Origin of the sequence: Ruania suaedae (genome assembly GCF_021049265.1) — a bacterium.
Classification (GTDB): Bacteria; Actinomycetota; Actinomycetes; order Actinomycetales; family Beutenbergiaceae; genus Ruania; species Ruania suaedae.
In genome coordinates this window covers 3,183,520-3,202,205 of sequence record NZ_CP088018.1, presented here as the reverse complement: position 1 = coordinate 3,202,205, position 18,686 = coordinate 3,183,520, and the positions used below count along the sequence as shown (strand labels likewise).

At 71.5% G+C, this 18,686-nt stretch carries 22 protein-coding genes; 14 read left to right on the top strand and 8 right to left on the bottom strand.

Annotation, left to right across the window (positions count from 1 at the left end):
• Positions 1–69 precede the first annotated feature (69 nt).
• On the bottom strand, positions 70–1,287 hold the full coding sequence (locus LQF12_RS14860) for an FAD-dependent oxidoreductase (RefSeq protein WP_231053678.1): 1,218 nt from the start codon (positions 1,285–1,287) through the stop codon (positions 70–72).
• Positions 1,288–1,386: 99 nt separating this feature from the next.
• Between LQF12_RS14860 and LQF12_RS14855 the strand changes: the two genes are divergently transcribed.
• From LQF12_RS14855 to LQF12_RS14830, 6 genes are all read left to right on the top strand, one after another.
• On the top strand, positions 1,387–1,983 hold the full coding sequence (locus LQF12_RS14855; RefSeq protein ID WP_231053677.1) for a TetR/AcrR family transcriptional regulator: 597 nt from the start codon (positions 1,387–1,389) through the stop codon (positions 1,981–1,983).
• 58 nt (positions 1,984–2,041) lie between these two features.
• Entirely contained in the window at positions 2,042–3,136 is a 1,095-nt protein-coding gene (gene arsB / locus LQF12_RS14850; RefSeq protein WP_231053676.1) for an ACR3 family arsenite efflux transporter, read from the top strand.
• The gene (locus tag LQF12_RS14845) at positions 3,133–4,191 is read left to right on the top strand and encodes a metalloregulator ArsR/SmtB family transcription factor (RefSeq protein WP_435531196.1); all 1,059 of its coding nucleotides are present in this window, start codon (positions 3,133–3,135) and stop codon (positions 4,189–4,191) included. Before arsB ends, LQF12_RS14845 begins: the two co-directional genes overlap by 4 nt.
• Positions 4,188–4,598 carry an arsenate reductase ArsC gene (locus LQF12_RS14840; protein ID WP_231053675.1) on the top strand — a complete coding sequence of 137 codons (411 nt, stop codon included), beginning with the start codon at positions 4,188–4,190 and terminating at the stop codon, positions 4,596–4,598. The genes LQF12_RS14845 and LQF12_RS14840 overlap by 4 nt, the downstream gene beginning before the upstream one ends.
• A 130-nt stretch (positions 4,599–4,728) precedes the next feature.
• Complete coding sequence (locus LQF12_RS14835) at positions 4,729–5,379, top strand: CPBP family intramembrane glutamic endopeptidase (RefSeq protein WP_231053674.1); 651 nt, start codon at positions 4,729–4,731, stop codon at positions 5,377–5,379.
• 2 nt (positions 5,380–5,381) lie between these two features.
• Positions 5,382–6,776, top strand: coding sequence for a tryptophan-rich sensory protein (locus LQF12_RS14830; protein WP_231053673.1), 1,395 nt, complete (start codon positions 5,382–5,384; stop codon positions 6,774–6,776).
• Positions 6,777–6,791: 15 nt separating this feature from the next.
• On the opposite strand, the gene LQF12_RS14825 is transcribed toward LQF12_RS14830, so the two are convergent.
• Complete coding sequence (locus LQF12_RS14825) at positions 6,792–7,577, bottom strand: nucleotidyltransferase domain-containing protein (RefSeq protein ID WP_231053672.1); 786 nt, start codon at positions 7,575–7,577, stop codon at positions 6,792–6,794.
• Between the two features lie 106 nt (positions 7,578–7,683).
• Between LQF12_RS14825 and LQF12_RS14820 the strand changes: the two genes are divergently transcribed.
• Both LQF12_RS14820 and LQF12_RS14815 read left to right on the top strand, forming a co-directional pair.
• Complete coding sequence (locus tag LQF12_RS14820) at positions 7,684–8,508, top strand: oxidoreductase (protein ID WP_231053671.1); 825 nt, start codon at positions 7,684–7,686, stop codon at positions 8,506–8,508.
• A 4-nt stretch (positions 8,509–8,512) separates the two neighbouring features.
• Positions 8,513–9,070: a DUF488 domain-containing protein gene (locus LQF12_RS14815; RefSeq protein WP_231053670.1), complete on the top strand. Its 558-nt coding sequence runs from the start codon at positions 8,513–8,515 to the stop codon at positions 9,068–9,070.
• On the opposite strand, the gene LQF12_RS14810 is transcribed toward LQF12_RS14815, so the two are convergent.
• Complete coding sequence (locus LQF12_RS14810) at positions 9,043–10,362, bottom strand: alpha-amylase family glycosyl hydrolase (RefSeq protein ID WP_231053669.1); 1,320 nt, start codon at positions 10,360–10,362, stop codon at positions 9,043–9,045. The two genes, LQF12_RS14815 and LQF12_RS14810, sit on opposite strands and share 28 nt — an antisense overlap.
• A gap of 95 nt (positions 10,363–10,457) precedes the next feature.
• Here LQF12_RS14810 and LQF12_RS14805 point away from each other — a divergent pair, with 95 nt between their 5' ends.
• A complete protein-coding gene (locus tag LQF12_RS14805) occupies positions 10,458–11,045 on the top strand; it encodes a DNA polymerase ligase N-terminal domain-containing protein (protein WP_231053668.1) in 588 nt (195 codons plus the stop codon).
• A 17-nt stretch (positions 11,046–11,062) separates the two neighbouring features.
• Here LQF12_RS14805 and ligD read toward each other — a convergent pair whose 3' ends face one another.
• The 3 genes from ligD to LQF12_RS14790 form a co-directional block, all read right to left on the bottom strand.
• A complete protein-coding gene (gene ligD / locus LQF12_RS14800) occupies positions 11,063–11,962 on the bottom strand; it encodes a non-homologous end-joining DNA ligase (RefSeq protein WP_231053667.1) in 900 nt (299 codons plus the stop codon).
• A gap of 94 nt (positions 11,963–12,056) precedes the next feature.
• Positions 12,057–12,749: a CDP-alcohol phosphatidyltransferase family protein gene (locus tag LQF12_RS14795; protein ID WP_231053666.1), complete on the bottom strand. Its 693-nt coding sequence runs from the start codon at positions 12,747–12,749 to the stop codon at positions 12,057–12,059.
• Positions 12,750–12,763: 14 nt separating this feature from the next.
• Positions 12,764–14,278 (bottom strand): hypothetical protein, encoded by a 1,515-nt coding sequence (locus tag LQF12_RS14790; RefSeq protein ID WP_231053665.1) that lies wholly within the window; start codon positions 14,276–14,278, stop codon positions 12,764–12,766.
• Positions 14,279–14,472: 194 nt separating this feature from the next.
• Between LQF12_RS14790 and LQF12_RS14785 the strand changes: the two genes are divergently transcribed.
• The 5 genes from LQF12_RS14785 (at position 14,473) to LQF12_RS14765 (ending at position 18,072) form a co-directional block, all read left to right on the top strand.
• On the top strand, positions 14,473–14,847 hold the full coding sequence (locus LQF12_RS14785) for an ArsR/SmtB family transcription factor (protein ID WP_231053664.1): 375 nt from the start codon (positions 14,473–14,475) through the stop codon (positions 14,845–14,847).
• Positions 14,844–15,326 (top strand): SRPBCC family protein, encoded by a 483-nt coding sequence (locus LQF12_RS14780; protein ID WP_231053663.1) that lies wholly within the window; start codon positions 14,844–14,846, stop codon positions 15,324–15,326. Before LQF12_RS14785 ends, LQF12_RS14780 begins: the two co-directional genes overlap by 4 nt.
• 91 nt (positions 15,327–15,417) lie before the next feature.
• Positions 15,418–16,548, top strand: coding sequence for a 3-oxoacyl-[acyl-carrier-protein] synthase III C-terminal domain-containing protein (locus LQF12_RS14775; protein WP_231053662.1), 1,131 nt, complete (start codon positions 15,418–15,420; stop codon positions 16,546–16,548).
• The gene (locus LQF12_RS14770; RefSeq protein ID WP_231053661.1) at positions 16,545–17,243 is read left to right on the top strand and encodes an iron-containing redox enzyme family protein; all 699 of its coding nucleotides are present in this window, start codon (positions 16,545–16,547) and stop codon (positions 17,241–17,243) included. Before LQF12_RS14775 ends, LQF12_RS14770 begins: the two co-directional genes overlap by 4 nt.
• 1 nt (position 17,244) lies before the next feature.
• The gene (locus LQF12_RS14765; protein WP_231053660.1) at positions 17,245–18,072 is read left to right on the top strand and encodes a DUF6999 family protein; all 828 of its coding nucleotides are present in this window, start codon (positions 17,245–17,247) and stop codon (positions 18,070–18,072) included.
• Between the two features lie 7 nt (positions 18,073–18,079).
• Here the strand turns inward: LQF12_RS14765 and LQF12_RS14760 are convergent, their stop codons facing one another.
• Together LQF12_RS14760 and LQF12_RS14755 are read right to left on the bottom strand one after the other, a co-directional pair.
• Positions 18,080–18,457, bottom strand: coding sequence for a type II toxin-antitoxin system death-on-curing family toxin (locus tag LQF12_RS14760; RefSeq protein WP_231053659.1), 378 nt, complete (start codon positions 18,455–18,457; stop codon positions 18,080–18,082).
• Positions 18,454–18,657 carry a hypothetical protein gene (locus LQF12_RS14755; RefSeq protein ID WP_231053658.1) on the bottom strand — a complete coding sequence of 68 codons (204 nt, stop codon included), beginning with the start codon at positions 18,655–18,657 and terminating at the stop codon, positions 18,454–18,456. Before LQF12_RS14755 ends, LQF12_RS14760 begins: the two co-directional genes overlap by 4 nt.
• Positions 18,658–18,686: the final 29 nt, after the last annotated feature.

Below are 18,686 nucleotides of genomic sequence, written 5' to 3'. Positions count from 1 at the left end.
GTGAAGCACAGGGGCGGCCTGCGACAGGGGCCCGAGCCGCGGCGTTCCCTCTCAGCGTTCGGGAGTGGGTCAGTCGACAGACGGCAGGTCGTCCAGGAGTTCGCGGATCGGGCCCAGGGCACGTGCCACGCTCACCCGCCGCGCCACCAGGTCCCGGACCGCGGCCCAGGCGCGGCTGCGGCGGAACATCAGATGGGCCAGCCGGCGGGAGTTGTCCTGCGCAGCCTCCACCCGGGGCCGCTGGCGAGCCTCGAACGAGGTGAGCAGGCCGGGTACGGAGGGGCCGCCGTCGGCGCTGCCGGTGGGGTGGGGGTCGCGCAGCAGGCGCGCCAGGACCCAGGCCGACTCCATCGCCATGCCCGCCCCGATGCCGGCCGTGGGCAGGAAGCCGGCCGCGGCGTCGCCGAGCAGCACGGTGCGCCCGGTGGCCCAGCGGTTGGCGCGCACATCGGTGAGGGGCCAGAAGTAGGGGTCGGGATCGGCCAGCACCGCCTCGAGGGCCGCCTCGGCCCGCGGCCCGGGGGAGGGCACCTGACGGCGGACACGGGCCACGAAGCCCTCCCGCCCGGCGCCGGTGTCCGCCCGGTCACCGCCGAGGAACACCCCGACCGCCCCGGCCACCGGATAGGTGCCGAGGATGAAGTCGGTGCCCCACAGCTCCTCGCCGAGGTCGGTGGCCTCGTCAGCAGGCGCCCACACCACCCAGCCGCCCCAGCCCGTGTCCACCCTGGTGGTGGCGGTGGTGAGCAGATCACGGGTGGTCGAGCCGAGCCCGTCGGCGAGGACCACGACGGCGAAGCTCGCCTCGATCTCCCGCTCGCCCTGGCGGAGGGTGAGGCGCACCCCACCGGGATCCTCGCGCAACGCGGTGACGGTGGTGCCGGAGGTGACCGGGGCGTGGCCGGTGGTGAGGACGTTGAGCAGGTCGCCGCGGCTGATTCCGCGGTAGTCGCCGTAGCGGCTGAGGATCTCGGCGATCGGGTCGGTGCGCAGCACGGCGCCGGTCCGGGAGCGCACCCGGTAGCGGTTCGTGGCCACGCTGCGGGCGCGGTAGGCCTCGCGGACGCCGAGCTCGTCGATGGCGGCGTCGGCCATCGGCATGAGTGCGAGCATGTAGCCAGGGTGGCGTCCGCTCGATCGCTCGATCAGCACCGGGTGCCGGCCGGCGCGACGCAGCAGCTGCGCGAGCGTGGTGCCGGCGATGCCCGCGCCGACGATGAGAGTCGGTGTGGCATCCGCCGAGGCAGCCGCCAGCTGCTGCCGCAGCGGTATCTCGTCCCATCCCATGGCGGCTCCTTCCGACGGACTGGACCGACTGGTCCACTCGGAGCCTAGCACCGCGTGGACCGGGCGGTCCACACACCCATCGCCGGTACGCTCCCCGGTATGCCGACCGCACTGGACCGCCTCGACCCCGCTCGCCGGGGCGCCCTGGTGCAGGCGGCAGCCGAGGAGTTCGCGCGTGCCGGCATCGAGGGTGCCTCGCTGAACCGCATCATCCGTGCCTGCGGGATGAGCAAGAGCAGCTTCTACCACGTGTTCGACACCCGGGCGGACCTGGTGAATCTCGTGATCGGCGACCTGGCCGCGCAGGTGCGATCGGGTGTGGCGATCCCTGCTCCGGAGACGTTCTCGGAGGAGTTCTGGTGCCGGGTCGAGCGGTTCCTGAGCCGGCTGGAGCGTGACCTCCTGGCCCACCCCGATGCGCTGCTGCTGGGCCGGATCTTCTACGCCACCCCGGCCGGGGGTGCGCAGGAGGGGGTGGTCGCTGATATCTCCGCCTGGGTGGCGGACGTGCTGCATGCCGGGCGGCAGGTGGGTGCGGTCCGCAGCGATCAGCCGGCCGACCTCCAGCTCGCCCTGGTCGTGGCGGTGGTGCGGACCATGGACGAATGGGCGCTGCGGGAGATCGGCGACGGGTTCGGCGATGCCGGGTCGGCTCCGGCCCTGACCGAGGTGCTCGAGCGGCTGCTCGCGCCCTGACGCTTCGCCGAGCGGGTGCCGGTTGACACGCTGCATTGACGCAGATCAATATTGAGCCATGTCACTACAGCAGGCGCCGGTACGGCTCTCCGCCCTCGACCGCGGTCTCCCGCTCTGGATCGGCCTCGCCATGGTCGCGGGTTTGGTGCTCGGCCGCTTCGTCCCCGCCCTCGGTGGCCTGCTCACGCGTCTCGAGATCGGCGGCATCTCCCTGCCGATCGCGCTCGGTCTGCTGGTGATGATGTACCCGGTGCTGGCCAAGGTCCGCTACGACAGGGTCGCAGCCATCACCGGGGACCGGCGGTTGCTGCTGGCCTCCCTCGCCCTGAACTGGCTGCTCGGCCCACTGCTGATGTTCGCGCTCGCGTGGATCTTCCTCGCCGACCTGCCCGAGTACCGCACCGGACTGATCATTGTCGGCCTGGCCCGGTGCATCGCCATGGTGGTGATCTGGAACGACCTCGCCTGTGGGGACCGCGAGGCCGCCGCGGTGCTGGTGGCCCTCAACTCCGTCTTCCAGGTGTTCGCCTTCAGTCTGCTGGGCTACTTCTACCTCGCCGTCCTGCCTGACTGGCTCGGCCTCGAGGGGGCTGCCCTGGACGTCTCCATGGGGAAGATCGCGATCAACGTCCTCGTGTTCCTCGGGATACCGCTCCTGGCCGGCTTCCTCTCGCGCCTCATCGGCGAACGCGCCCGTGGGCGCGACTGGTACGAGGAGCGCTTCGTCCCGCGCATCGGCCCGTGGGCGCTGTACGGTCTGCTGTTCACCATCGTCCTGCTGTTCGCTCTCCAGGGCGAGGCGGTCACCTCCAACCCTTGGGACGTCGTCCGCATCGCCCTGCCGCTGCTCGTCTACTTCGCGCTCATGTGGGGTCTGGGCATCGCCGCCGGCAAGGCCCTGGGCCTGGGGTACGAGCGCTCCGCCACGCTCGCGTTCACCGCGGCCGGCAACAACTTCGAGCTCGCGATCGCGGTGGCGATCGGGACGTTCGGGGCCACCTCCGGTCAGGCGCTCGCCGGTGTGGTCGGCCCGCTCATCGAGGTCCCCGTGCTCGTGGGCCTCGTCTACGTCTCGCTGTGGGTGGGCCGCCGCTGGTGGGGCCACGACGCTCGCAGCCCCCATCCGGCCACCTCCGAGGAGATCCGCTCGTGACCACCGCCGCGCTCCAGCCCCTGTCCGCCGATCCCGACTGCACCCCGGCCCTCGAGGCCCGTGCGATCGACCCCGGCGTCGCCGACCAGATCGGCGCTGCTCTCAAGGCCCTCGCCGACCCGCTCCGGTTGCGGATGCTCTCCTTCATCTCCGCCGCCCCCGGCGGCCAGGCGTGCGTCTGTGACCTCACGGCGCTCACCGACCTGTCCCAGCCCACCGTCTCCCATCACCTCAAGGTGCTGCGGGAGGTCGGTGTGCTCGTCAGCGAACGCCGGCGCACGTGGGTCTGGTACTCGATCACTCCCGGCTACCGCAGCGCCGTCACGGCACTGCTTGACTCCTTCGCCCCGGCGGCGCTCGCCGCCCGGACCGAGTCGCCCCATCTGACCGGGCTCTCCGATGTCGATCTCGCCCTTGAGCACCTCGCCACCGCGCTGGCGGGCCAGTGCGACGGCGTCGAAGCCAGCCTGGTGCGCACGATCGTCCGGGAGTCCTACACCGGGCTCGCGCGGACCGCCACGATCAGCGCCCACCTGGTCCCGCTCACCGAGCGCTTCGCCCGGCAACGCCTGGCGGATCTGACCCGGGACCGCGCTGCCACGGCGCCGCAGGTGCTCTTCGTCTGCGTGGCCAATGCCGGCCGATCCCAGCTCGCCGCCGCCCTCGTCCGGCACTACGCCGGAGACCGGGTGACCGTCCGATCAGCCGGCTCGACCCCGGCGCCGGAGATCCACGCGGGGGTGCGCGAGGCGCTCGCAGCCCTGGGCAGCGGGCAGGACGCCTTCCCGAAACCGCTCACCGACGATGCCGTCCGCGCCGCTGACGTGGTCGTCACCATGGGCTGCGGGGATGTCTGCCCGGTGATCCCCGGCGTGCGCTACGAGGACTGGCAGGTGGGCGACCCCGCGCTCGCCTCGGCGGCTGGCGTGGCCGCGATCCAGACCGAGATCGACTCCCGCGTCCGCGAGCTGCTCGCGACCCTCGTCCCCGACCTGACGATTCCCGACGGCACGTCGCTTGCTCAGCCCACCCACACCCAGGAGAACCGCCGATGACCGCCAAGCCCAGTGTCCTCTTCGTGTGCGTACACAACGCGGGCCGCTCCCAGATGGCCGCCGGGTTCCTGCGCGAGCTCGGCGGCGGCGCCGTCGAGGTCCGCTCGGCCGGGTCGCAGCCGGCCGACCGGATCAACCCGGTCGCGGTCGAGGCCATGGCCGAGGTCGGCATCGACATCGCCGCCGAGCAGCCCAAGGTCCTCACCGCCGGCGCCGTGCAGTCCTCCGATGTGGTGATCACGATGGGCTGCGGGGATGCCTGCCCGATCTTTCCCGGCACCCGGTACGAGGACTGGCAGCTCGCGGACCCGGCCGGGCAGGGGATCGAGGCGGTACGGCCGATCCGGGACGAGATCCGCAGCCGTATCCGCACGCTGCTCACCGAGCTGGGGGTCGCACCGAACTGACGTGCTCCAGGACATCCGTGCCACATGCGGCACGGAAGGTTCCCAGCCCGCCAGTTGTTGACGTGCCAGATGTGGGTGAGGATGGGAGCCGAGGAGGAACCATGACCCCCACCGCAGCGCTCGCCCCCGGATGATCCTTGCTGAGCCGACGACGCTGCGCCGGCGGCTGGTGGTCGCGATCACGGTGGCCTGTGGCACGGTGCTGCTGTGGTGGTCGCTGGCGCTGACCCCCGGCGACCCGCTCTTCTATGTGGGCGCACTCGCGCTGGCCGCCGTCTGGGTGATCGGAGCCCTGACCTCCGGGCGGCTGCGCTGGCGTCCCGAGGACCCCGACGGCGTCCGCTCGTTCGCGCTCTGGCGCCCGGTGGGCATCGGGCTGGCCCTCCTCGCCGTCTTCTGTGCCGGCGCACTCCTCGTGGCCCAGGTGCCGGCTCTGGCCACACCGGTGCAGAACCTGCTGGATCATGCCCGCTACGGGTTCCTGCCGGTGGTCCTGGTCATCACCGTGGTGAGTGGATTCGCCGAGGAACTCTTCTTCCGGGGGGCGCTGTTCCAGGCCATTCCCGATCGCTACGCCGTCTGGCTCTCCACGGCGCTGTACGCCTTGACGACCGTGGGCTCGGGTGTCTCGCTGCTGGTCTTCGCGGCCGCGGTGCTCGGCCTGGTCTGCTCCCTCTACCGACGTGCCACCGGTGGCGTGCTCGGTGCCGCCGTGATCCACATCATCTGGTCCAGCGGGATGCTCCTGCTGCTGCCGCCGTTGCTGGAAAGGTTGATCTAGCCATGACTCATCGCATCCTCGTCACCGGGGCCACCGGCAACATCGGTGGCCTGCTCGTGCCCCGCCTGCTGGAGGCCGGCCACACGATCCGGGTCCTGACCCGCTCCGCCGATCGACTGCCCGCCCAGTGGCGCTCCCGGCTCGAGGTGGTCGAGGGCGATGCGACCACCGAGGCCGACCTGCACGAGGCGCTGGACGGCGTGGACGTGGCCTACTACCTGCTGCACTCCATGGACGGCAAGGGCGACTTCGTCGCCCGCGACCGCGAGATGGCCTCCGGGTTCGCCCGCGTAGCCAAGGAGGAGAGCGTCGGCCGCCTGGTCTACCTCTCCGGCCTGCACCCGCCGGGTGAGCTCTCCACCCACCTCGCCTCCCGGGTCGAGGTCGGCCAGATCCTGCTCGACTCCGGCGTCCCGACGGCGGTGCTCCAGGCCGCCACCGTGCTCGGCGTGGGCTCGGCGAGCTTCGAGATGCTGCGCTACCTGTCCAGCCGGTTGCCGGCGATGGTGGCCCCGCGATGGGTCGAGAACAAGATCCAGCCCATCGGTATCGATGACGTGCTCCACTACCTGATCGCCGCTGCCGACCTGCCGGACGAGGTCAACCGCACCTTCGACGTCGGCGGGCCCGATGTCCTCACCTACCGGCAGATGATGCAGGGATTCGCCGACGTCGCCGGCCTGCGCCCGCGGGTGGTGCAGTCGGTGCCGGTGCTCACGCCGCGGCTGGCCAGCCACTGGGTGGGGCTGGTCACCCCGGTCGACGCCGGGGTCGCCAAACCGCTCGTCGGCTCGCTCGTGCACGAGGTGATCTGCTCCGAGGACGACATCGTCGACCTGGTGGGCCCGCCGCCCGGCGGGCGCACCGGCTACCGCGAGGCGATCCGGCGAGCGCTGGAGGGCACCGAGCCCGATCCCGGGCGGGCGGTGCGGACGTGGGGCCGCACCTTCGCCGCGGTGGCGGCGTGCGCCGTCGTGGGCGGGGCGCTGACCAACACCCGCTCGCGGTGGTACCGCACGCTCGACACCCCGACGTGGCAGCCGCCCGGCTGGGTGTTCGGCGTGGTCTGGACCGGTCTGTACGGCGCCCTGGCCGCGGCCGGATCGGCCACCCAGGTCTCCCATCACGCGCGCGGTGAGCGCCGGCTCGCACGCGAGTACGAGCGGGCGCTGTGGCTGAACCTCGCCCTCAACGCCGGCTGGAGCGGGCTGTTCTTCGCCGCCCGGCGGCCAGGTCTCGCGACGATCGGAGCGGCCGCGCTGACGGCGTCGGCCACCGACCTGGCCGTGCGCTCGAGCCGGGCCGACCGCCGGCTCGGCATCGCGCTGGCGCCGTACGCCGCATGGTGCGCCTTCGCCACCGGCCTGACCGCGGCGATCCGGCGGCGCAACCGCTGAGGCTGCCCGGGAGGCTCAGCGGTACTCCGGCGGGATCGCCCCGGAGTACCAGCCGAGCTCGTTGTCGCGCACGAACGTGGACAGGGTCTGCTCCCGGGGCAGCGGCCACGCGTGGAAGGACTCCAGCAGCGAGGTGTAGGCCGCGCCGGTCGCCGTGCCGGGCCGTTCCAGCAGGTCAGCCGCCGCCCGGGCATAGCCTGCGGGCACGCGCTCGGCGGAGGCAAGTGCCCCATCGAGGTACTTGTGCCCCTGGAACAGGATCCGGTTGTGGGCGAGCAGCGCCCGGCCACCGGCCGAGACCGTGTGCGCCGCGGCGTGGTGGAGCAGGTGGGTGTTGCCGAGCTTCTCGGCCTGGGCGAGGAAGTACCCGCCGTGCAGGCGCACCTGGGCGATGAAGGAGGCCATCCGGTCCTCCCAGACGCCCTCCGGCAGCACCGGGATCGCGGCGACCAGCGCGGCCAGGTCCTCGAGCCGGGACCAGGCCACGCGCGCCCCCAGCATCGAGCGGCGCATCGGATCGTCGGCGACCGCGGCGGCGCGGCGCAGGAACTCGGGGCCGGCCACCTTGATGTCGACGTACCCGCCCTCGTAGGTGGCGACGTCCCGCACCACGTAGCTGAGGCGGTTCTCCTGCCAGGCGCGTGCGAAGGCCTCGTCGGTGAGCACCAGCTGGACGTCGACATCGGAGTCCGGCCGCTCGGTGCCGTGGGCGACCGATCCGGTGACCACGACGCCGAGGACGTCCTCCCGGTGGCGGACGCTCTCGACGAAGGCGTCGACGGTCCGGTCATGATGGCGCACGCATGCTCCTCGTCCTCGGGGAGGTCTCAGCCTGCCCGAGCGGTGGCGGGCGGCGCCAGTCACGGCGGCATGATGGGATGGGGGTCGGTCAACTGGAGGAGCGTGCATGTCCGAGAAGGTCGCCCTGGTCACCGGGGCCTCGTCCGGGATCGGGGAGGCGACCGCGCGGCGCCTCGCCGGGCTCGGCTTCACGACCTATGCGGCGGCGCGGCGCTCCGAGCGGATGCAACCGCTGGCGGCCGCGGGCATCCGCACCCTCGACCTGGACGTCACCAACGAGGCCTCCTCGAGCGCCGTCGTCGAGCGGATCCTCGAGCAGGCCGGGCGCATCGACGTGCTGGTCAACAACGCGGGCTACGGCTCCTACGGGGCGATCGAGGATGTGGCGATCTCCGAGGCACGCCGCCAGTTCGAGGTGAACGTCTTCGGCGCCATGCGGCTGGCCCAACTCGTGTCCGCGCCGATGCGTGAGCAGCGCACGGGGCGCGTCATCAACGTCTCGTCGATGGGAGGCCGGATCCACACCCCGCTGGGAGGCTGGTACCACGCCACCAAGTTCGCGTTGGAGGCACTCAGTGACTGCCTGCGCCTGGAGCTGCGTCCGTTCGGCGTGGACGTGGTGGTGATCCAGCCCGGTGGCATCCGCACCGAGTGGGGGCCGATCGCCGCCGAGGGCCTGGTCCGCACCTCCGGCACCGGACCGTACGCCGCGCAGGCAGCCACGATGGCCGGCATGCTCACCAGCGGCGAGGGCCGCGACTCCTCCCCGGAGGTCGTCGCCCGGGTGATCGGCCGTGCCGCCACGGCGCGGCGGCCCCGGACCCGCTACGCGGTCGGCTTCGGCGCCAGACCGTTGATGACCATGCGGCGGGTGCTGCCCGACCGTGCCTTCGACGCGCTGATGACCCGCGTCATCGCCTCCACGGGGTGAGCCGGTGGCGGCCGCCGAGTCGATCTGGACGATCGGGCACGGGACCCGTACCGAGGATGAGGTGCGGGACCTGCTCGCCGAGCACGGCATCGCACTGATCGCCGATGTGCGCGCCCACCCGGGCTCGCGGCGCAGTCCACAGTTCTCGCGCGACGTCATGCCCGGATGGCTCGAGGAGGCCGGGGTCGGCTATGTCCATCTGGAGGACCTCGGCGGTCGGCGGCGCCGGCAGGACGTGCCCGCCGAGGTCAACGGCGCGTGGCAGAACACCAGCTTCCGGAACTACGCCGATCACACGCTCTCGTCCGCGTTCGCACGCGGCGTGGAGCGCCTGACCGGGCTCGCGAGCGAGCAGCCGACCGCCCTGATGTGCGCCGAGGTGCCGCCGTGGCGGTGTCACCGGCTGCTGATCTCGACGGCGCTGACGGCGCGGGGATGGACCGTGCACCACATCATGGGGCCGGGGGCCGCCCGGGTGCACCGGTGGGGGGAGTGGGGCGCCCCGCCGCGCGCGCACGAGGACGGGTCGGTCACCTACCCGCCCGAGGGCGAGGAGTCCTGAGCCGGCCCGGCCACCGCCCAGCCGTGCGGCCCGACGACGAGCTCGCCACCGTCGAGGCCGGCCCGGCGCCCGGCCAGGAACTGCGCCGCCGGCGTGCGCACGTCGTCGTCGCCGATGTTCAGGCACACGATCAGGGACTGCTCCCCGTCAGCCTCGGTGCCGGTCACCTCCACCGTGATCGAGTCATTGCCGACGGCGACCGTCCGGCTCCGCGCGGTGTGCAGCCAGGCATGGCGCCGGCGTAGGCCGATCAGCTCCTGGTGCAGGGCCAGCACCTCGGGCCGGGCCCCGGGCACCTGGATGGGATCGGCGCCGGGTGAGCCGAACGCCGGCCGGATCGCGTCGTCGCCACCGGCGCGCTCCTCCTTCACCGCGCGCAGGCCGAACTCGTCGCCGTAGTAGATCGACGGCGTCCCGCCCAGTGTGAGCAGCAGCGCCAGCGCGTGGTCGAGGTGCTCGTCCCCGACCTGGCTGGCGATGCGGGTGACGTCGTGGTTGCCGACGAAGGTGTACGGCACGAAGGTCTCGAGGAAGCCGTTGTGGCGTCCGAGCGCATGATCGAGCTCGTGCAGGTTGTGGTCGGCGATCGCATGCCAGATCCCCTGCCACAGCTCGTACTGGGTGACGGCGTCCATCCCGCCCGCCTGCACGAAGGCGGCGTAGTCACCGTGGATCACCTCGCCCATCACGTACACCTGCGGGTGGCGCTCGCGGACGGCCGGAAGCACCCGGCTCCAGAAGTCGATCGGGACGGTGTAGGCGGCATCCAGGCGCCACGCGTCCACGCCGCGCTCGCACCAGTAGGTCATCACCTCGGTCACCAGGTCGGCCACCTCTGTCGCGCCGTGGTTGAGGGTGATGAGCCCGCCGTGACCCTCGAAGGCCACCAGGGCGCCGTCGGGGTCCTGCTCGAACAGCCGCGCCTCGGGCGAGGCCGGGTTCTGCCGCGCCGTGCGCAGGGCGGGGAAGTCCGGACCCACGTGGTTGAAGACGCCGTCGAGCATGACGTCGATGCCCCGGGCGTGGGCGGCATCGATGAGCGCGACCAAGTCGTCCTCGGTGCCCAGGCGGGGATCGACACGGAAATAGTCGATGGTGTCGTAGCCGTGCGTGGAGGAGTCGAAGACCGGACCGAGCGCGAGGCCGTTGGCGCCGAGCTCGAGCAGGTGGTCCAGCCAGCCGATCAGGTCCGGCAACCGCGTGGCGGGCGTGCGGTCCGCTCCGGTGGTGTCGGCCCCCACGAACCCCAGGGGATACACGTGCCACCAGATGACGTGCTCGGCGGAAGTCATACGTCAACGTAACGTCCAGGGCAGGCGGGTGGCGATCGGGCGAGGCCGGTGAGCGAGGACGCGGGTGCGGTGAGACGCTGGGTGAGGGGGTTCTCATGGCTGATCGACGTCTGGACGACTACGACCGCAAGCGCCGGGGCTCGCGCACCGACGAACCGGCCGGGAGGTCGGGCTCCGGGTCCGGGGCCGCGCCCAGATTCGTGACCCAGCGCCACGACGCCTCCTCCCTGCACTTCGACCTACGCCTGGAGATCGACGGCGTGCTGGTCTCGTGGGCGGTGCCGAAAGGTCCGTCGGTCGATCCCTCCGACAAGCGGCTCGCCCACCGCACCGAGGACCACCCGCTCGACTACGCCGACTACGAGGGGCGGATCGAGGAGGGCTACGGGGCCGGCACGGTCATCGTCTGGGACACCGGCACGTACGAGAACCTCACCGAGTCCGACGGTGAGCCGGTCGAGGCGGACGAGGCGCTGGAGCGCGGCCACCTCAAGGTCGATCTGCACGGGGACAAGCTCACCGGCGCGTTCGCGCTCACCCACACGACGATGGGCGGGGACGAGGCGAACTGGATGCTGGTCAAGGTCGACGATCACGGCGCCGACCGCCGTCGCCGGCCCACCTCGACCCAGAACGAGTCGGTGCTGAGCGGGCGCACCAACGCCGACCTCGAGGCGAAGTGAGCGACCGCCTGTCCGGCTCAGCCGGTCAGCCGCGCGAGCTTCTCGGCCGCTCGGTCCAGGGACTGCCGGTGACGATCGATCCCGGACCACGGATCCTCGGTCTGGGCCAGGCGCCGGGGCAGGGATCGGATGGTGTAGCGGCCCGGGTCGACGCGGGAGAGCTCGTCCCACCGGATCGGCACGGCCACCGGGGCGCCGGGGCGGGCGCGCACGGCGTAGGGAGGCACCGCCGTCTGGGCGTAGCCGTTGCGTTGAATGTCGACCAGTACCCGGTCCCCGCGGTTGTCCTTGCGTGCCTCGAGCGTGAGCAGGTCCGGATCGCGGCCGACGAGCACCTCGGCCGCGGTGCGGGCGAACTCGCGGACCTGGTCGAATCCGGCGTCGGGGCGCAGCGGCACCACCACGTGGTACCCGCGCGAGCCGGTGGTGGTCAAGAAGGTGGTCAGGCCGAGCTCGTCGCACAGGTCGCCCACCATCCGGGTGGCTCGGCGGACGGCATCCAAGCCGGGGACCGTGGGATCGAGGTCGACGACGAGCCGATCGGGCCGGTCGAGGCGGTCGGCGGTACTCAGCCACACGTGCGGTGTCACGCATGCCTGATTGGCGAGGTAGACCAGGGTGCGGGCGTCGGCGATCGTGACCTGGCGTTGCGGCCCGTCGGCGGTGTCGACCTCGACGGCGGCGACGAAGTCAGGGAAATGGCCGGGCACCTTCTTCTCGAAGAACGAGCCGTCGTCGATGCCGTCGGGGAATCGCTGCATGCTGATGGGCCGGCCCCGCAGGTGCGGCAGCATCGTCTGGGCCACCTCGGCGTAATAGCCGGCCAGGTCGGCCTTGGTGACCGCGGGGTCATCGGTGGCGGGGAACAGCTCCTTGTCGGGTTTGCTGATCTCCACGCCGGCGATCATGGTGCTCATCGATCCTCCCGGAGGGCTGCTCACCGGACCTCCTCCCGGGTGATGCCTACTCTGTGAGCATGCGCGCGGCGCAGTGGGCTCGCAACCGCTGAGATCAGCTGGGCTGGGTCCGTTGCGCGTGCACCCCGTCGCGGGCGAAGGAGAAGCAGAGCAGCGCGAGGGCGAGGGCGCAGGCCGGCCAGACCACGCCGTCGGGAACGGACGGTGCGAGCGAGGCGACGAGTACCCCGCCCTGTAGCCCGGCGATGCGCCGCCGCGAGGGCCGGGGCGCAAGCGGGCGGTCCAGCCGCGGAGCGGCGAGCAGGGTGAGCACCCACAGGTAGCGCAGCATTCCGATGCCGAGCACCCACCAGCCGACCACGGTGGCGACCACCGCCGAGAGCGCGAGCAGCAGCACGGCGTCGATCTCGACGTCGAAGCGGCCCCCGGCCTCCGAGGCGGTCCCGGTGCGGCGGGCGACGATCCCGTCCAGACCGTCCAGCAACCAGGCCACCAGCGCGAGCACGAACAGGGGCCAGATCTGCGGTGACAGCTCGCCGAGGAGGACCAGCCCCGCCTGCCCTGCGCAGGCTCCCACTAGCCCGGCCCGGAGCAGGGTGACCTCGTCGCCGGGAAGGTGATGACCCCGGTTCGTCCGGCGCCGGACCACCGCGAGGGCGGTCAGCGGCACGAGCGCCGCGGCGACCAGTGCGACCAGCAGGGCTGGTGCCGGGACCGCCGGCGCGGCGAACCGGACCGGCACCACGGCGAGCGCCGTGGCCAGGGCTCCGATCCCGACGGCGCGCACCCGCCTCGGCCGTCTCAGCTCAGCAACGCCCGGCGACGCAGGGCGAGCACCGCGAGCCCGACCAGTGCGAGTGCGGCCGCGGACGCCGTCAGCGCACCCGTGGCCGGGCCCGTCTGTGCCAGCGCCTCCTCCTCGAGCGTCGGCGGGGGGCCGGCGGGCGTGGCCTCGGGTGCCGGGTCGGTGGCCGGTTCGGTGGCCGGTTCGGGCGCCGTCGGCTCCTCGGTGGGCACCGGGAGGACCTCGAAACCGATGCTGACCGGCTCGGCGGGCAGGTAGGTGGCCGACCCGTCCTGAGTGGCTTCGATGGTGCAGGTGCCGGTGGTCAGCAGGGTGGCCTGGTCGCCGTCGAGGGTGCAGGTCTCGGGGGTGAGGGTGGTGAGGGTGACGGGGAGCTCGGAGGTGCTGGTGGCCTCGATCGTCACTGGGCCGGCGTCGAGCTGGGTGTCGGGCAGCGGGGTCAGGGTGAGGGTCTGCGCGAGGGCGAGGACCTCGAAGGAGGTGGTGACCGGCTCGGCGGGCGCCCAGAAGCGGTCGCCGTCCTGAGTGGCTTCGATGGTGCAGGTGCCGGTGGTCAGCAGGGTGGCCTGGTCGCCGTCGAGGGTGCAGGTCTCGGGGGTGAGGGTGGTGAGCGTGATGGGCAGCTCGGAGGTGCTGGTGGCCTCGACGGTCAGCGGGCCGGCGTCGAGCTGGGTGTCGGGCAGCGGGGTCAGGGCCAGGCTCTGCTCGAGAGGTATCGGAAGGACCTCGAACGAGGTGGTCACCGGCTGCGCCGGCAACCACGTCGTGTCACCCGCTTGAGTGCCCTCGATCGTGCAGGTGCCGATCTCGAGCAGGCCGACCGTCCCGCCCTCGACGGTGCAGGTCTCGGGGGTCAGGGTCGCCAGGGCCACCGGGAGTCCCGAGGTGGCGCTGGCATCGACGGCGACCGGGTCGGCGTCGATGCGCGTGTCCTCGATGTCGGCGATGCTGATGGACTGCGGCGCGACAGGCACTTGGAGAGTCAGCGTCCCCTGCAGGCGGTTGTCCGAGTCGCCGTTGGAGCCGCTCATCCGCAGCCCGAAGGTGTCACCCGCGGCGAGTTCGAAGGTGGTGCTACCGGTGTAGGTGAATCCGCCGGAGGGCGCGCTGCAGCAGTTGGTGGGGCCTACGTCGACCAGTGCGGTCTCGGTGGGCCCGCCGTCAGCGGGATAGACGAACGCGGTCAGGCGCGCGGTGACTGCGTACCAGGAGTGAAAGCCCGCCCAGGCGTAGTCCACGGTGAGCGTGCCCGAGTCGGTCGCGACGGATTCGAGAGTCCACGAACGCTGCTGGCCGGCCGGGTTGATCGCGTAGGACAGCTGGGGCTGGGCCCAGGTGCCCTGCGGGTCGCTGACCGTGAACGTGCCCTGGGCCCCGGTGCCGGACCAGGGGCCGTCCGCGATGGCGGCCGATGCGGGTGGGGCGCTGACCACGCCGGCGACGGTGGCGAGCAGCAGCGCTGCTGCCGCCAGGACGATGCGCGTGGCGCGGGAAGGTGTGGCGGTCGACATGCCGGCTCCTCAGATGGGTCGGCGTGCACTCGCCGCTCGCGTGATGATGGCGCACCCTCGCGGGAGTGCTCAACGGTTGTTCAGCAGGTGGGACGACAGGTGCTGGACGGTTGTCAACCAGACGGTTGACCAGGGGGGTCGCGAGGCGCTACGTTCCCAGTCATCAACCAATCAGTTGAGGAGTCGATCCAGGTATGGCTGACCAGCTCTCCCGGGTGTTCCAGGCACTTGCCGACCGGACGCGTCGTGACCTGGTGGCGAGGCTCGCCCAGGGTGATGCCACGGTCGGCGATCTGGCCGAGCCGTACGACATGAGCCTGCAGGCGGTGTCCAAGCACATCCGCGTGCTTCAGGACGCCGGGCTCGTGAGCCGGCGGCGCGATGCTCAGAAGCGGCCGGTGCACCTGGAGGCAGAGGTGCTCAGCCTCATGACGGCGTGGATCGAGCGGTACCGGCGCGAGGCCGAGGAGCGGTTCTCCCGGCTCGATGTCGTGCTGGCGGAGATGGCGGAGGAAGACGAGGGTGCCGCGACCAGCAGCCCCGAGAACAACGAAGGAGCAGCATCATGAGCAAGGAAGCCACGATCGAGGCCGACCCGGACATCCCGGTCATCACCATCACCCGCGAGTTCGACGCCCCGCCGGAGCGGGTCTACCGCGCCTGGGCCGAGCCCGAGCTGGTCAAGCGCTGGCTGGGCCCGCGCTCGATCGAGATGGACATCGTGACCTGGGACTGCCGCACCGGTGGCAGCTACCGGTACCACGCCCTGCAGGACGGGCAGGTGGTGGCCCACTTCTTCGGCTGCTTCCACGACGCGATCCCGGGTGAGAAGATCGTGCAGACCTTCGGCTTCGAGGAGATGCGGGAGGCCGTGGCGCTGGAGATCATGACCTTCGAGGCGCTCGAGGGCGGCCGGTGCCGGACGGTGGCGAAGTCCATCGTGGAATCGATGGCGGCCCAGCAGGGGATGCTCGCCAGCGGTATGGAGGTCGGCATCAACGAGGGCTACGAGAAGCTCGACGGGCTGCTCGCCGAGGGCGCGGTGTGAGGCCGGTGCGCGTGAGACCCGGTGCCGGCGTCATCCACAACCCCACGATCGTGCGTAGCGCAGACGGGCCCGGCTGTGGCTGAATGAGCCCATGCCAGCGACTGCCTACCTCACCGGGCTCGGACGGTACCTGCCGGGCGAGCCGGTCTCCAACGACCAGGTCGCCAGCCGCCTCGGGGGACTCGACGCGCGCACCGACCGCATCCGCGCGCGCATCCAGCAGGCCAACGGCATCCGGCAGCGCTACTACGCGATGGACACCGAGGGTCGCACCACCGAGCTGAACGAGGAGCTCGCCGCGCATGCGATCCGGGGTGCGCTCGCGGACCGCGGGATCTCGGCCGCCGACCTGGGCATGCTGGCCTGCGCCACCACCCAGGGCGACCTGTTGGTCCCCGGCTTCGCCTCGATGGTTCACGGTCGCCTCGGCGGTGGCCCCATGCAGGTCCTGACGGCGTCCGGCGTGTGCGCTTCCAGCATCGCCGCGCTCGACGCGGCCGTGAGCAAGGTCAGGCTCGGGGACCACCCACGGGCCGCCGTCGTGGGCTCGGAGCTGGCCAGCCGCTGGCTGCACCAGCGGCGGTTCGACGGTGTCACCGACCACCTTGACGCTCACTTCCTGCGGTGGATGCTCTCCGACGGCGCCGGCGCGGCGATCGTAGAGTTCCAGCCCCGCCCGGACCGGCCCTCGTTGCGGGTGGACTGGGTGCGGCAGGTCTCCCTCGCGCACGAGCACGAGGTCTGCATGCGGGCCGGGCTGGAGGGCCCGACCGCGATCGCGGGCAACACCTGGCAGGACTACGCCGACGTCGCCTCCGCCGAGAAGGCCGGCCTGCTGCAGATCCGGCAGGAGACCAAGGTCCTCGATCAGCTCGCAGCGGCCGGCCTCGCCCAGTTCGAGGAGCTGGTGGATCGGGGCCTGGTCGACCTGCGCAAGCTCGACCACGTGCTCTGCCACTACAGCACCAATGTCTTCCGCGACCTGGTCTTCGACGCCCTGAGCGCGCGCGTGCCGGGGCTGGACCAGAGCCGCTGGTTCTCCAACCTCGAGACCTGCGGCAACACCGGCGCCGCGAGCATCTTCATCGCCCTCGAGGAGGCGTGGCGTACCGGCCGCTTCGCACTGGGGGAGACCATCCTGCTCGCCGTTCCCGAGTCCGGACGGTTCTCGTTCGGGTTCGTCCACCTGACCGTCGTCGAACCACGAAGGAGCACCGGATGAGCACCACCGTCGAGGGGTACCGCCCCCCGGAGCCGAGCACCGACACCCTGGCTGCCCGGCTGGCCGACGTCTGGACCGAGTTCGAGGAGCGCCTGGCCCAGGTGCCGATCCTGCGAGCGCTCGCCGAGGGTGGGGTGACCGTGGCCGACTACCAGGCCCTGCTGCACAACCTCCGCCAGCAGGTGGTCGACGGCTCGCTGTGGATCGCGCGGGCGGCCTCGAACTTCGACATGGACCACTTCGACCTGCGCTCGGCCGCGATCTCCCACGCACTGGAGGAGCACCGCGACCACCTGTTGCTCGAGCGGGACTACGTCGCCGTCGGCGGCTCGCTCGAGCAGCTGCGCGCCGGTCGCAAGAACATCGGCTCCCAGGCGCTCTCGGGCTACATGTTCCACCAGGCGAGCCGGCCCAACCCCGTCGGGTGCCTCGGGGCGATGTTCATCATCGAAGGCCTCGGCGCGCAGAAGGCCGCCGGCTGGGCACGACGGTTCCAGGACGTGCTCGGTCTGGCGGACAACCAGGTGCACTTCATGACCTACCACCAGGAGGCCGACGCCGAGCACACCGGCACCCTCGACGCGATTCTGAGCTCGGACCGGATCGACGCCGCCGCGGCCGACGAGATCGTCTCCTGCGCTCGGGTGGTGGCCCGGCTCTACGTCATGCAGCTGACCGAGCTGGACCAGGTCTGAGATGTCGCCGGAGTTCGTCAAGTCCGACCCCAGCATGTGGGAGGCGATCCACGCCGACCCCTCGATCCCGCTCGAGCGCTCCCTGGTACGGATGATCATCAACGACCAGCGCCGGCTCTCCCGCCGCTGGCTGTTCCCGTACGCCCGCTTCTTCTCCCGGATCCTGGTCACCGCGATCTCGCTGATCAAGCGGGTGCTGCCGATGCGCTGGATGTCGCTGAAGACGATGGACGCGCTGTGCCTGTGGTTCCTGCGCCGGTTCGTCGCCCCCGACGCCGTGGAGCTCCTGATCCGCCACTTCGTCGTCGAGACGAACCTGGTGAACTTCATCATCCGCAACACCCCGGCCGACATCGAGCCCGTGACGCTGCGCCCGACGACGTTGGCCGGCCTGGGCGAGAACGCGGTGGTCGAGCACGACATCAACGTCTACGACGTGCTCATCGCGCTGGAAGGGGTGCAGGTGGAGGCTCCGGAGCGGTTGGACTTCTCCGAGCTGGACGTTCCGCCGCTGGACCCGGAGCGCCGGCACCCGCGGCTGCTGCGCCTGGACATCCAGACCGCCCTGTGCCTGATGAACATCCCGTTCTGCATCGCCCTGAGCCTGGAGGAGTTCCGGCGGGCGATCCACTCGCTCCGCTTCGACGACTCGTTCCTGGAGATCCTGGCGGTGCTCACCAAGGACGACACCTACCGCCACTGGAAGATGGGTGGGTTGAGCCTGTGGATGGACACCAACGTCGACGTCCCGCAGCTGGTCTACCGGCACGCGCTGGTGTGCGAGTACGCGCACGCGCACCTGGTCAAGAGCGCAGGCGGTGATCGCTAGGAAGGGGTCACCGCGGGCCGCTGCCCGAGCTAATTCGCTCGGCGATATCGGCGATCTCCTCCAGGTCGCCGGCCGAGATCCGCATGACGAATTCGTAGGCCTCGTCATGTGTCAGCGTCAGCCGCCGCCCGTTGACGCCGAGGAAGGCGAGGGTCCCCGCCAGTGCCAGCCGCTTGTTGCCGTCGATGAGGGCGCGATTGCGTGCGAGCGAGTGCAGCAGTGCTGCGGCCTTCTCCTCGAGCGAGGGGTAGGCGTCCTCGCCGAAAGCGGTGGCCTGCGGCCTCGCCGCGGCCGCCTGCACCATCCCGAGATCACGGACCGGCGCCGCAGCCCCCAGCGCCCGCTCGGCGACATGAAGGAGCTCGGGAACGGTCAGGAAGATCACTGACCGAGCCGCTCCAGCGCCTCGGCATATCGCGGTAGCTCCTCGTCGAGGACGCGGTCGAGTAGATCGGCACGGCTGTGGTTCTCCACGTACTCGCGCAGCGCCTGCCGAGCTACGTCCTGCATCGAACGCGACTCGTGGGCTGCCCGCCGCCGCAGCGCCTCGGTCTCGGCCTCGGAGAGACGCAGGGTCATAGCCATAGAGCGATGGTATCAGAAGTGATACCGCC

What these genes read in the sequence shown, in the direction of transcription:
- LQF12_RS14775 (WP_231053662.1), top strand. Translation starts at nt 15,418, where the DNA reads ATGCCAGCGACTGCCTACCTCACCGGGCTCGGACGGTACCTGCCGGGC.
- LQF12_RS14770 (WP_231053661.1), top strand. Translation starts at nt 16,545, where the DNA reads ATGAGCACCACCGTCGAGGGGTACCGCCCCCCGGAGCCGAGCACCGAC.
- LQF12_RS14810 (WP_231053669.1), bottom strand. Translation starts at nt 10,362, where the DNA reads ATGACTTCCGCCGAGCACGTCATCTGGTGGCACGTGTATCCCCTGGGG.
- LQF12_RS14755 (WP_231053658.1), bottom strand. Translation starts at nt 18,657, where the DNA reads ATGGCTATGACCCTGCGTCTCTCCGAGGCCGAGACCGAGGCGCTGCGG.
- ligD (WP_231053667.1), bottom strand. Translation starts at nt 11,962, where the DNA reads ATGAGCACCATGATCGCCGGCGTGGAGATCAGCAAACCCGACAAGGAG.
- LQF12_RS14835 (WP_231053674.1), top strand. Translation starts at nt 4,729, where the DNA reads ATGATCCTTGCTGAGCCGACGACGCTGCGCCGGCGGCTGGTGGTCGCG.
- LQF12_RS14785 (WP_231053664.1), top strand. Translation starts at nt 14,473, where the DNA reads ATGGCTGACCAGCTCTCCCGGGTGTTCCAGGCACTTGCCGACCGGACG.
- LQF12_RS14820 (WP_231053671.1), top strand. Translation starts at nt 7,684, where the DNA reads ATGTCCGAGAAGGTCGCCCTGGTCACCGGGGCCTCGTCCGGGATCGGG.
- LQF12_RS14765 (WP_231053660.1), top strand. Translation starts at nt 17,245, where the DNA reads ATGTCGCCGGAGTTCGTCAAGTCCGACCCCAGCATGTGGGAGGCGATC.
- LQF12_RS14780 (WP_231053663.1), top strand. Translation starts at nt 14,844, where the DNA reads ATGAGCAAGGAAGCCACGATCGAGGCCGACCCGGACATCCCGGTCATC.
- LQF12_RS14855 (WP_231053677.1), top strand. Translation starts at nt 1,387, where the DNA reads ATGCCGACCGCACTGGACCGCCTCGACCCCGCTCGCCGGGGCGCCCTG.
- LQF12_RS14860 (WP_231053678.1), bottom strand. Translation starts at nt 1,287, where the DNA reads ATGGGATGGGACGAGATACCGCTGCGGCAGCAGCTGGCGGCTGCCTCG.
- LQF12_RS14805 (WP_231053668.1), top strand. Translation starts at nt 10,458, where the DNA reads ATGGCTGATCGACGTCTGGACGACTACGACCGCAAGCGCCGGGGCTCG.
- LQF12_RS14830 (WP_231053673.1), top strand. Translation starts at nt 5,382, where the DNA reads ATGACTCATCGCATCCTCGTCACCGGGGCCACCGGCAACATCGGTGGC.
- arsB (WP_231053676.1), top strand. Translation starts at nt 2,042, where the DNA reads ATGTCACTACAGCAGGCGCCGGTACGGCTCTCCGCCCTCGACCGCGGT.
- LQF12_RS14790 (WP_231053665.1), bottom strand. Translation starts at nt 14,278, where the DNA reads ATGTCGACCGCCACACCTTCCCGCGCCACGCGCATCGTCCTGGCGGCA.
- LQF12_RS14840 (WP_231053675.1), top strand. Translation starts at nt 4,188, where the DNA reads ATGACCGCCAAGCCCAGTGTCCTCTTCGTGTGCGTACACAACGCGGGC.